Below are 11,629 nucleotides of genomic sequence, written 5' to 3'. Positions count from 1 at the left end.
ACTCTTCGTGGTTATGCCCGAGGGTGCCAGATCCAGAAGATCGGGCTCGATGGCTGACACTGCACTCTGCAATCCATATGAATTTGATAGGGAAGGAACACTACATGGCTCTTACTAAAGACCAACTGATCGCCGACATCGCTGAAGCTATCGACGCGCCAAAAACCACCGCGCGTAACGCTCTGGACCAACTGGGCCAAATCGTTGCCGATCAGCTGGAAAACGGCGGCGAAATCACTCTGCCAGGTATCGGCAAGCTGAAAGTGACCTCGCGTCCTGCCCGCACTGGCCGTAACCCTTCGACTGGCGCAGCCATCGAAATCCCGGCCAAGAATGTTATCAAGCTGGTTGTGGCCAAAGGCCTGACCGACGCTGTTAACAAGTAAGATTTGTTAAAAAAACCGTGCTCCGGAGCAATCCGGGCACGGTTTTTTTGTGCCATAAATTCTTCAAACACCACTGATCCTTGTGGGAGCGGCGCTCAGACATTTGGCTTGTCAGCAGTTAATCAGCTTTTACGCGCCCAACGTTCGCGCCAAACCTGTTGCTCGGATTTAGTCTGGAAGGTCCAGGCGACGAAGCGGCTTTGCTTCTGCCCTTGGGACATTTCCACGACCTGGCTTTCCAGTACGCCGGCCTTTTTCAGCGCCGTCTGGATCGCCGGCAGGTTTGAGGCTTTTGAGACCAGGGTGCTGAACCAAAGCACTTTGTGTTGAAAGTGCGCGCTCTCGGCGATCAGTTGCGTTACAAACCGTGCTTCGCCACCTTCACACCACAGTTCGGCCGATTGACCGCCAAAGTTCAGTACCGGCAGTTTGCGTTTTGGGTCGGCGCGACCCAGCGCGCGCCATTTACGCTCGCTGCCCTTGGTTGCCTCGTCCATCGAGGCGTGGAACGGCGGGTTGCACATGGTCAGGTCAAAGCGTTCGCCGGGCTCGAGCAGGCCCAGCAGAATGTGCTTGGGGTTGCTTTGCTGGCGTAGCTGGATGGCTTTGTTCAATCCGTTGGACTGCACGATGGCTTTGGCGGAGGCCACCGCCGTCGGGTCGATTTCCGAGCCGAGGAAGTGCCAGCGATAGTCGCTGTAGCCGATCAGCGGATAGACGCAGTTGGCGCCCATGCCGATATCGAGCACCTTGACCGGCGCGCCGCGAGGGATTTCGCCGTCGTTGACGCTGGCCAGCAAGTCGGCCAGGAAGTGAACGTAGTCGGCCCGTCCCGGAACCGGCGGGCATAGGTAATCGGCCGGGATGTCCCAATGGGCGATGCCGTAGAACGACTTGAGCAGCGCCCGGTTGAACACCCGAACCGCATCCGGGCTGGCGAAGTCGATGCTTTCCTTGCCGTACGGGTTGATGATCACGAACTTCGCCAGTTCCGGCGTGCTCTTGATCAGCGCCGGGAAGTCGTAACGACCCTGGTGGCGATTGCGCGGATGCAGGCTAGCCTTCTCGCGGGGCTCCATGGCTTTGGCCGGGGTCGCGGATTCAGGCTTTTTACGCGCAGGTTTGGGTGTGCGGGGGGCGTTCATGGGCGTGATCGATTCGGGTATGGCTAAAAGTGGCGGGTATTGTCCCACATCGGCTCGGTATTGATGACAAAAGTGCGGGCAACGCCGATCAAGTGTGGGAGCGGTGTTTGGGGGAAAGGGGCGGACATGAAAAAGGGAGGCCACATGGGCCTCCCTGTTTCATTGCGACGTGCCGTTACAGGCTGGCAATCCGCGCATGCTGCTCCGCCAGTTTGCCCAAAGCCTGTTCAGCTTCGGCCAGTTTGGCGCGTTCCTTCTCGATGACTTCGGCCGGGGCCTTATCAACGAAACCGGCGTTGGACAGCTTGCCGCCCACGCGCTGTACTTCGCCCTGCAGACGCAGGATTTCCTTGTCCAGACGGGCCAGTTCGGCGTCCTTGTCGATCAGGCCGGCCATCGGCACCAACACTTCCATCTCGCCGACCAGTGCGGTGGCGGACAGCGGTGCTTCTTCGCCAGCAGCCAACACAGTGATCGATTCGAGGCGCGCCAGCTTCTTCAGCAGGGCTTCGTTCTCGGTGAGGCGGCGCTGATCCTCGGCGCTGACGTTTTTCAGGAACAGGTTCAGCGGCTTGCCCGGGCCGATGTTCATTTCGCCACGGATGTTGCGCGTGCCGAGCATCAGGCCCTTGAGCCATTCGATGTCGTCTTCGGCGGCCTGATCGATGCGTGCCTCAACGGCCACTGGCCACGCTTGCAGCATGATCGTCTTGCCTTCGATACCGGCCAGCGGCGCGACGCGCTGCCAGATCTCTTCGGTAATGAACGGCATGAATGGATGCGCCAGACGCAGCGCGACTTCCAGCACGCGAACCAGGGTGCGACGGGTGCCGCGCTGACGTTCGACCGGCGCGTTCTCATCCCACAGCACAGGCTTGGACAGTTCCAGGTACCAGTCGCAATACTGGTTCCAGATGAACTCGTACAAGGCTTGTGCGGCCAGGTCGAAACGGAACTGATCGAGCTGACGGGTCACTTCGGCTTCAGTACGTTGCAACTGCGAGATGATCCAGCGATCCGCCAGAGACAGCTCGTAGGCTTCGCCGTTCTGGCTGCAGTCTTCACCTTTGTCCAGCACGTAGCGCGCGGCGTTCCAGATCTTGTTGCAGAAGTTGCGATAGCCTTCGACGCGGCCCATGTCGAACTTGATGTCGCGACCGGTCGATGCCAGCGAGCAGAAGGTGAAGCGCAGGGCGTCGGTGCCGTAGCTGGCGATGCCCTCGGCGAACTCGTCGCGGGTCTGCTTCTCGATCTTCTTCGCCAGTTTCGGCTGCATCATGCCAGAGGTGCGTTTCTGCACCAGCGCTTCCAGCTCGATGCCGTCGATGATGTCCAGCGGGTCCAGGACGTTGCCCTTGGACTTGGACATCTTCTGGCCCTGGCCATCACGTACCAGACCGTGCACATAAACAGTCTTGAACGGAACCTGCGGCGTGCCGTCTTCGTTCTTCACCAAGTGCATGGTGAGCATGATCATCCGGGCAACCCAGAAGAAAATGATGTCGAAACCGGTGACCAGCACGTCGGTGGAGTGGAATTTCTTCAGGAATTCGGTCTGCTCCGGCCAGCCGAGCGTGGAGAAGGTCCACAGGCCCGAACTGAACCAGGTATCCAGAACGTCGTTGTCCTGTTGCAGCGCAACGTCGGCGCCCAAGTTGTGCTTGGCACGTACTTCGGCTTCGTCGCGACCGACATAGACCTTGCCCGACTCGTCGTACCAGGCCGGAATCCGGTGGCCCCACCACAACTGACGGCTGATGCACCAATCCTGGATGTCGCGCATCCACGAGAAGTACATGTTTTCGTACTGCTTGGGCACGAACTGGATGCGGCCGTCTTCCACCGCAGCGATGGCCGGTTCGGCCAATGGCTTGGTGGAGACGTACCACTGATCGGTCAGCCACGGCTCGATGATGGTGCCGGAGCGGTCGCCTTTCGGTACTTTCAGGGCGTGATCGTCGACGCTGACCAGAAGGCCGGCGGCTTCGAACGCGGCCACGATTTCCTTGCGGGCCTGGAAGCGGTTGAGGCCGACGAATTCGGCGGGCAGCGTGCCGTCGATCTGCTCGTTGACGCTGCCATCGAGGTTGAACACCTGGGCTGCCGGCAGCACGTCGGCGTTTTTGTCGAAGATGTTCAGCAGTGGCAGGTTGTGGCGTTTGCCGACTTCGTAGTCGTTGAAATCGTGGGCCGGGGTGATTTTCACGCAGCCGGTGCCGAATTCAGGGTCGCAGTAATCGTCGGCGATGATCGGGATGCGACGGCCAACCAGCGGCAGTTCGACGAATTTGCCGATCAAGGCTTGGTAGCGCTCATCGTTCGGGTTAACCGCCACGGCGGAGTCGCCGAGCATGGTTTCCGGGCGAGTGGTCGCGACGATCAGGTAATCCTTGCCTTCAGCGGTTTTGGCGCCGTCGGCCAGCGGGTACTTCAGGTTCCACAGGAAACCTTTCTCGTCATGGTTTTCCACTTCGAGGTCGGAAATCGCCGTGTGCAGCTTGGTGTCCCAGTTGACCAGACGCTTGCCGCGGTAGATCAGGCCGTCTTCGTGCAGGCGCACGAACGCTTCTTTAACCGCTTCCGAGAGACCGTCGTCCATGGTGAAGCGCTCACGGCTCCAGTCCACGGACGAACCGAGGCGGCGGATCTGACGGCTGATGTTGCCGCCGGACTGATCCTTCCATTCCCAGACTTTCTCGAGGAATTTCTCGCGGCCCAGATCGTGGCGATTCTGGCCCTGGGCTTCGAGTTGGCGCTCCACCAGCATTTGCGTGGCGATACCGGCGTGGTCGGTGCCCGGCTGCCACAGGGTGTTGCGACCCTGCATGCGGCGGAAACGGATCAGGGCGTCCATGATCGCGTTGTTGAAGCCGTGACCCATGTGCAGGCTGCCGGTGACGTTCGGCGGCGGGATCATGATGGTGTAGGACTCGCCCTCGCCTTGTGGGGCGAAGTAGTTCTCGGACTCCCAGGTGTTGTACCAGGAAGTTTCAATGGCGTGCGGCTGGTAGGTCTTATCCATGCGCGGCGGGACCCTATTGGCATTTATTCAGGAAAAGCCGGGAAGTATAGCGGGGCATGGGGCGTAGGGCGAGCAGGTGTGGACCGGGCGCAGATTAATGTGTGGAATGGACCTGTGGCGAGGGAGCTTGCTCCCGCTGGGGCGCGAAGCGGCCCCAATATCTGCAAGTCGGGTGTGTCAGGTACACCCCATGCTCAGGCTTTGCGACTGCTTCGCAGCCGAGCGGGAGCAAGCTCCCTCGCCACAGAAGCCCGCTCGACTCAAGTTTATTCGTACTGGCTGAGCAACCGTTCCAGCCGCGCATCCAGCCGGCGTTTGATTTCGGTTTCAATGTGCGGCGCGAAGTCGTCGATCACGTCTTGCATGATCAATTGCGCGGCGGCGCGTAGTTCGCTGTCCAGGTGCAGCAGCGCGTCGGGGCCTTTGCTGGCGGCGGGAGCCGGTTGGGCAGCAGGGGCAGGGGGCGGCGGTTCGACCTGCGGCGTATTGCCGAGGGTGTCGAACAGCATGGGAATCTGTTCCTGATCACCTTCAATGACCGTGTCGGTCAGCAAGGGCGGTTGCAGGTTGTCATCGCCGAGCAATTGGCGGATCGACTCGAGGTCATCCAGCAGATGCGCGGACTGTTGCGGCGGTTTTGGAGTGTCCATCGGAATGCTCAGAGTCGCTGTAAACGGTGATCTTGCAGAGGATAGCCCTGTTCGCGGTAGAAACGGAAACTCTCCCGCGCAGCCGCACGAATCGCCGGATCTTCCACCACCACTTCCGCCACGCGGGCGAATTGTTTGGCAAATACCGGGACTTTCAGGTCGAGATTGACCAGCAGATCCTGATGTTGACCGCAGTCATCGCCAAGACCCAGGACAATCAAACCTTCCGGCTCGCTTTCGGCGGGGCCGTGGGGCACGAAGCTTTCGCCCTTGAACGCCCACAAACGCGCATCGAGATCGTCACGCTGGGTGGCATCGCTGCAATGCAGGTAAATGCGGTGGCCCATGCGCCAGGCTTTTTCGGTGAGCTTGCAGGCGAAATCCAGCCGCGCCGAAGGATCGGCGCTGGGCAGGATATAGAAGTCGACTTTGGTCATTGCGGTTCCTGAGCCCTGAGTGGCGTCACCGGAAAGTGACGCTGCTCAAGGTCATCGGTTTCAGGCTTTGGCGCGGTCCAGCAGGTATTGGGTCAGCAGGGGAACCGGACGGCCAGTGGCGCCCTTGTCCTTGCCGCCGCTGGTCCAGGCTGTGCCGGCGATGTCCAGGTGCGCCCAGTTCAGGTTCTTGGTGAAGCGCGACAGGAAGCAGGCGGCGGTGATGGCGCCGGCTTTCGGGCCGCCAATGTTGGCGATGTCGGCGAACGGGCTGTCCAGCTGTTCTTGATATTCATCGAACAGCGGCAGTTGCCAGGCGCGGTCGTCGGCGGATTGGCCGGCGCTCAGCAGTTGGCCGATCAGCTCATCGTTGTTGCCCAGCAAGCCCGACGTGTGGGCGCCCAGTGCAACGACACAGGCGCCGGTCAGGGTGGCGATGTCGATCACGGCTTGTGGCTTGAAGCGTTCGGAGTAGGTCAGTGCATCGCACAGCACCAGGCGGCCTTCGGCGTCGGTGTTGAGGATTTCCACGGTCTGGCCGTTCATGGTGGTAACGATATCGCCAGGGCGCGAAGCATTGCCGCTCGGCATGTTCTCGGCACAGGCCAGGATGCACACCAGGTTGATCGGCAGTTTCAGCTCAAGCACGGCACGCAGGGTACCGAACACGCTGGCGGCGCCGCCCATGTCGTACTTCATTTCATCCATGCCGGCGCCCGGCTTGAGGCTGATGCCGCCGGTGTCGAAGGTGATGCCTTTGCCGACCAGCGCGTACGGCTTCTCGGATTTCTTGCCGCCGTTGTATTGCATGACGATCAGGCGCGGTGGCTGGGCGCTGCCCTGGCCGACGGCGTAGAACGAGCCCATGCCCAGGTCCTTGATCTTTTTCTCATCGAGGACTTCGACTTTCAGGCTCTTGAATTCTTTGCCCAGGCCCTTGGCTTGCTCGCCAAGGAACGTCGGGTGGCAGATGTTGGGCGGCAGGTTGCCCAGATTACGGGTGAAGGCCATGCCGTTGGCGATCGCGGTGGCGTGGGCCACCGCGCGTTCGACTTCAGCCTGTGCAGCCTTGATGGTCACTAGAGTGACCTTCTTCAGGGAGCGCGGGTCGGCTTTCTGGCTCTTGAACTGGTCGAAGGTGTACTCGCCGTCCACCAGGGTTTCGGCCAGCAGGCGGGTCTTGCCATAGCTGTCACGACCCTTGACCACCACTTCGTCCAGAGCCAGCACTGCATCGCTGCCACCCAGGCCTTTCAGGGTATTGAGGATGCCGGCGATGATTTTGCGGAACGGGCGATCGCCCAGTTCTTCATCCTTGCCCACGCCCACCAGCAGCACGCGTTCGGCCTTGAGGTTGGGCAGGCTGTGCAGCAACAGGCTTTGGCCGACTTTGCCGGCCAGGTCGCCGCGCTTGAGCACCGCACTGATGGCGCCGCCGCTCAGTTCGTCGAGTTGTTTGGCAACGCTGCCGAGCTTGCGGTCTTCGCGGACGGAGACCACCAGTGTGGCGGTCTTCAACGTTTCCGGGCTAACGCTTTTTACAACCAGTTCCATGTCCGGGTCCCTGAATTAATGGTCAAAGTGCGCGACGCGCAGAGGCTTGCTTATAAGTAGAAAGAAGCCGGTGCATTGCCCGCGACAAAGGCCGCAGTTTGAACCTCGCTGCCTGCGCCTGACAACCCTCGGTTGCGCGAACTTCAGTGGTTCAGGCGCCTGCTTGAGCATGCGCAGTGACAGGCGCACCCAATCACAGGATAATGCGCCATCTTTTTCGGCGGCTCTGCCCTGCGGGCCGGCTGATATGTTTGTTTGTTTGGCCGCTTAGCCTGACAACCCTGGAGTGTCTGGTTTGATTGTCTTCCGTTATCTATCCCGCGAAGTCCTGTTGACCTTGAGCGCCGTCAGCGCCGTGCTGCTGGTCATCATCATGAGCGGACGCTTTATCAAATACCTCGCCCAGGCGGCCTCAGGCCTTCTGGATCCTGGGTCGTTGTTCCTGATCATGGGTTTCCGTCTGCCGGGTTTCCTGCAGTTGATCCTGCCTTTGGGGTTGTTTCTCGGGATTTTGCTGGCCTACGGTCGTCTTTATCTTGAAAGTGAAATGACCGTGTTGTCTGCCACTGGCATGAGTCAGCAGCGTCTGTTCGCCATGACCCTTTTTCCGGCCACCCTGGTTGCGCTGGTGGTGGCGTGGCTGAGCCTGAGCCTGGCGCCACAAGGTGCCAACCAGTTCCAGCTGCTGCTGAACAAGCAGGACGCGATGACTGAGTTCGATACCCTCGAACCAGGCCGCTTCCAGGCCTTGCGCGACGGCACTCGAGTGACCTACACCGAACAACTGTCGGATGACCGCATCAATCTGGGCGGCGTGTTCATTTCGCAAAAAAATGTAAGTTCCGACAAAAAGGATCGCGGGATTTCCGTGCTGGTGGCCGAGAAGGGCCGTCAGGAAATTCGCCCCGACGGCAATCGGTATCTGATTCTCGACAACGGCTACCGCTACGACGGTAATCCGGGGCAGGCCGACTACCGCGCCATCAAATACGACGAGTACGGTGTATTGCTGCCCAAGCCGGAAGTCAGTGACGAAGTGACCGACCGCGATGCGATGCCCACCAGCTCCTTGCTGGGCAGTGATGACCTCCGCTCGCGTACCGAACTGCAATGGCGTCTGTCCCTGCCGTTGCTGGTCTTCATCGTGACCCTGATGGCGGTGCCGCTGTCGCGCGTCAATCCGCGTCAGGGCCGTTTCCTCAAGCTGCTGCCGGCGATTCTTCTTTATATGGCTTACCTGACCATCCTGATTGCCGCTCGCGGTGCCCTCGAGAAGGGCAAGATCCCTTCAGCATTGGGCTTGTGGTGGGTGCATGCGATCTTCCTGGCCATCGGCCTGGGCTTGCTGTACTGGGAGCCGCTGCGCTTGAAAATGGCGAGTCGCCGCAGTGCGCTGGAGGTGGCCCGTGGATAAGCTCGATCGCTACATCGGTAGCAGCGTGTTCGTCGCGATCCTGGCAGTGCTGGGGATCATCCTCGGTCTGGCCACGCTGTTTGCCTTCATCGATGAAATGAGTGAGGTCAGCGATACCTACACGCTGATGGATGTCCTGAGCTATGTGCTGTTGACCGCTCCACGCCGTCTGTACGACATGTTGCCGATGGCGGCGCTGATCGGTTGCCTGATCGGCCTCGGCAGCCTGGCCAGCCACAGCGAGCTGACCATCATGCGCGCCGCGGGCGTGTCGCTCGGGCGGATCGTCTGGGCTGTCATGAAGCCGATGCTGCTTTTGATGGCGGTGGGGCTGGTGATTGGCGAATACGTCGCGCCGGCCACGGAAGTCACCGCTCAGGCCAACCGCTCGCTGGCCCAGGGCAGTGGCGATGCGCAAAGCGCCAAGCACGGTCTGTGGCATCGCCAGGGTGACGAGTTCATTCACGTCAACTCTGTGCAACCTAATGGTTTGCTGTATGGCGTGACCCGTTATCGCTTCGACGATCAACGCCACATGTTGTCTTCGAGCTTCGCCAAACGCGCGGAATTCGACACGGATCACTGGCAACTGACGGATGTCACGACCACGTTGTTCCATGACAAGAGCACCGAAGTGGTGACTGCCCCGGTAGAGCGCTGGGAAGTAGCCCTGAGCCCGCAGCTGCTGAGTACCGTGGTAATGGCGCCCGAGTCGTTGTCGATCAGCGGTCTGTGGAGTTATATCCACTACCTGGCTGACCAGGGGCTAAGCAACGGTCGTTACTGGCTGGCGTTTTGGGTCAAGGTGTTGCAGCCGCTGGTGACCGCTGCATTGGTGTTGATGGCGATTTCCTTCATCTTCGGTCCGCTGCGTTCGGTAACCCTTGGTCAGCGGGTCTTCACCGGCGTGCTGGTTGGCTTCACCTTCCGCATTGTCCAGGATTTGCTCGGGCCTTCGAGCCTGGTATTCGGTTTCTCGCCGCTGTTTGCGGTGCTGGTGCCTGCCGGTGTCTGCGCCCTGGCCGGGGTCTGGTTGTTGCGCCGGGCCGGTTGATCGCGGGTTTTCCCGGTCTTGCTTGTCACTCAAAACGCCCCTGTCGCAAGACCGGGGCGTTTTTGTAGGCGCCGTCTGACCTGCGAACGTGACGCTTGCGCCGTGGATCAGGTACAATTCCCGGCTATTTTTCGGCGGGCTATGCCTGCAGCCTTTTTGAGTGTTGATCCGTGAGTGATTTGAGTCATATCCGCAATTTCTCCATCATCGCCCACATTGACCATGGCAAGTCGACGCTGGCCGATCGCTTCATCCAGATGTGTGGCGGCCTTGCCGAGCGCGAGATGGAAGCCCAGGTGCTGGACTCCATGGACCTGGAACGTGAACGCGGGATCACCATCAAGGCCCACAGCGTCACCCTGTATTACAAAGCCCGCGATGGCATCAACTACCAGCTGAACTTCATTGACACCCCCGGCCACGTCGACTTCACCTATGAAGTCAGCCGGTCGCTGGCGGCCTGTGAAGGTGCGTTGCTGGTGGTCGATGCCGGTCAGGGCGTCGAGGCTCAATCGGTTGCCAACTGCTACACGGCGATCGAGCAGGGCCTGGAAGTCATGCCGGTCCTGAACAAGATCGACCTGCCACAGGCCGATCCGGACCGTGTCAAAGAAGAAATCGAAAAAATCATCGGCATCGATGCCACCGACGCGGTCACGTGCAGTGCCAAGACCGGTCTGGGCGTCGATGAAGTGCTCGAGCGCCTGGTTCACACCATTCCCGCGCCGACGGGCAACATCGAAGACCCGCTGCAAGCGTTGATCATCGACTCCTGGTTCGACAACTATCTGGGTGTTGTTTCCCTGGTCCGCGTGCGCCACGGTCGTGTGAAGAAGGGCGACAAGATTCTGGTCAAGTCCACCGGCAAGATCCACCTGGTGGACAGCGTCGGTGTCTTCAACCCGAAACACACTGCCACCGTGGACCTGAAGGCCGGCGAAGTAGGCTTCATCATTGCCGGTATCAAAGACATTCACGGTGCGCCGGTGGGTGACACCCTGACCTTGAGCTCCACGCCGGACGTCGACGTGCTGCCAGGCTTCAAACGCATCCAGCCGCAGGTCTACGCCGGTCTGTTCCCGGTCAGCTCCGACGACTTCGAAGATTTCCGTGAAGCCCTGCAAAAGCTCACGCTGAACGACTCGTCCTTGCAATACACCCCGGAAAGCTCCGACGCCCTGGGCTTCGGCTTCCGTTGCGGGTTCCTCGGCATGCTGCATATGGAGATCATCCAGGAGCGCCTGGAGCGCGAGTACGACCTGGACCTGATCACCACGGCGCCGACGGTAATCTTCGAGCTGCTGCTCAAGACTGGCGAAACGATCTACGTCGACAACCCGTCGAAGCTGCCGGATATTTCTTCGATCGAAGACATGCGCGAACCGATCGTGCGGGCCAATATTCTTGTGCCGCAAGAGCATTTGGGCAACGTCATTACCCTGTGCATCGAGAAACGTGGCATTCAGCATGACATGCTGTTCCTCGGCACCCAGGTCCAGGTGACCTACGATCTGCCGATGAACGAAGTGGTCCTCGACTTCTTCGACCGCCTGAAATCCACCAGCCGTGGCTATGCTTCGCTGGATTACCATTTCGATCGTTACCAATCGGCTAATCTGGTGAAACTGGATGTGCTGATCAACGGCGATAAGGTCGACGCCCTGGCGTTGATCGTGCACCGTGACAATGCGCATTACAAAGGTCGCCAGCTGACCGAGAAAATGAAAGAGCTGATTCCGCGGCAGATGTTCGACGTGGCAATCCAGGCCGCCATTGGCGGGCAGATTGTGGCGCGGACAACCGTCAAGGCACTCAGAAAGAACGTATTGGCCAAATGCTACGGTGGTGACGTTAGCCGTAAGCGCAAGCTGTTGGAAAAGCAAAAGGCCGGTAAAAAACGCATGAAGCAGGTCGGTAACGTGGAAATTCCACAAGAAGCCTTCCTTGCAGTGCTCAGGTTGGATAGTTAG

General features: G+C 59.9%; 9 protein-coding genes. 4 read left to right on the top strand and 5 right to left on the bottom strand.

What is annotated here, in order from left to right; genetic code table 11:
• The first annotated feature begins 104 nt into the window (after positions 1-104).
• The gene (locus QMK51_RS23410; protein ID WP_258697439.1) at positions 105-386 is read left to right on the top strand and encodes an HU family DNA-binding protein; all 282 of its coding nucleotides are present in this window, start codon (positions 105-107) and stop codon (positions 384-386) included.
• A gap of 122 nt (positions 387-508) precedes the next feature.
• Here the strand turns inward: QMK51_RS23410 and rlmF are convergent, their stop codons facing one another.
• The 5 genes from rlmF to QMK51_RS23385 form a co-directional block, all read right to left on the bottom strand.
• Positions 509-1,531 carry a 23S rRNA (adenine(1618)-N(6))-methyltransferase RlmF gene (gene rlmF, locus QMK51_RS23405; protein ID WP_320392154.1) on the bottom strand — a complete coding sequence of 341 codons (1,023 nt, stop codon included), beginning with the start codon at positions 1,529-1,531 and terminating at the stop codon, positions 509-511.
• Between the two features lie 175 nt (positions 1,532-1,706).
• On the bottom strand, positions 1,707-4,553 hold the full coding sequence (locus QMK51_RS23400) for a valine--tRNA ligase (RefSeq protein WP_320392153.1): 2,847 nt from the start codon (positions 4,551-4,553) through the stop codon (positions 1,707-1,709).
• A 266-nt stretch (positions 4,554-4,819) separates the two neighbouring features.
• Complete coding sequence (locus tag QMK51_RS23395; protein ID WP_320392152.1) at positions 4,820-5,203, bottom strand: DNA polymerase III subunit chi; 384 nt, start codon at positions 5,201-5,203, stop codon at positions 4,820-4,822.
• Between the two features lie 8 nt (positions 5,204-5,211).
• Positions 5,212-5,640 carry a DNA polymerase III subunit chi gene (locus tag QMK51_RS23390; RefSeq protein ID WP_320392151.1) on the bottom strand — a complete coding sequence of 143 codons (429 nt, stop codon included), beginning with the start codon at positions 5,638-5,640 and terminating at the stop codon, positions 5,212-5,214.
• A 60-nt stretch (positions 5,641-5,700) separates the two neighbouring features.
• Positions 5,701-7,191 (bottom strand): leucyl aminopeptidase, encoded by a 1,491-nt coding sequence (locus QMK51_RS23385; RefSeq protein ID WP_320392150.1) that lies wholly within the window; start codon positions 7,189-7,191, stop codon positions 5,701-5,703.
• Positions 7,192-7,486: 295 nt separating this feature from the next.
• Between QMK51_RS23385 and lptF the strand changes: the two genes are divergently transcribed.
• The 3 genes from lptF to lepA all read left to right on the top strand — a co-directional run bounded on the left by lptF (position 7,487) and on the right by lepA (position 11,629).
• Positions 7,487-8,605 carry an LPS export ABC transporter permease LptF gene (lptF, locus tag QMK51_RS23380; protein ID WP_320392149.1) on the top strand — a complete coding sequence of 373 codons (1,119 nt, stop codon included), beginning with the start codon at positions 7,487-7,489 and terminating at the stop codon, positions 8,603-8,605.
• Positions 8,598-9,659, top strand: a complete 1,062-nt coding sequence (gene lptG, locus QMK51_RS23375; protein ID WP_320392148.1) for an LPS export ABC transporter permease LptG — start codon at positions 8,598-8,600, stop codon at positions 9,657-9,659. The genes lptF and lptG overlap by 8 nt, the downstream gene beginning before the upstream one ends.
• 170 nt (positions 9,660-9,829) lie before the next feature.
• Positions 9,830-11,629 (top strand): translation elongation factor 4, encoded by a 1,800-nt coding sequence (gene lepA / locus QMK51_RS23370; RefSeq protein WP_258697431.1) that lies wholly within the window; start codon positions 9,830-9,832, stop codon positions 11,627-11,629.

Origin of the sequence: Pseudomonas sp. P9_31 (assembly GCF_034008235.1) — a bacterium.
Taxonomy (GTDB): domain Bacteria; phylum Pseudomonadota; class Gammaproteobacteria; order Pseudomonadales; family Pseudomonadaceae; genus Aquipseudomonas.
Note: the sequence above shows the minus strand (reverse complement) of the source record. Positions and strands in the feature narration are given on the sequence as shown.

Bases quoted from the DNA above. Each gene is read 5' to 3' on its own strand.
- QMK51_RS23410 (WP_258697439.1), top strand. From the start codon at position 105: ATGGCTCTTACTAAAGACCAACTGATCGCCGACATCGCTGAAGCTATC.
- rlmF (WP_320392154.1), bottom strand. From the start codon at position 1,531: ATGAACGCCCCCCGCACACCCAAACCTGCGCGTAAAAAGCCTGAATCC.
- QMK51_RS23400 (WP_320392153.1), bottom strand. From the start codon at position 4,553: ATGGATAAGACCTACCAGCCGCACGCCATTGAAACTTCCTGGTACAAC.
- QMK51_RS23395 (WP_320392152.1), bottom strand. From the start codon at position 5,203: ATGGACACTCCAAAACCGCCGCAACAGTCCGCGCATCTGCTGGATGAC.
- QMK51_RS23390 (WP_320392151.1), bottom strand. From the start codon at position 5,640: ATGACCAAAGTCGACTTCTATATCCTGCCCAGCGCCGATCCTTCGGCG.
- QMK51_RS23385 (WP_320392150.1), bottom strand. From the start codon at position 7,191: ATGGAACTGGTTGTAAAAAGCGTTAGCCCGGAAACGTTGAAGACCGCC.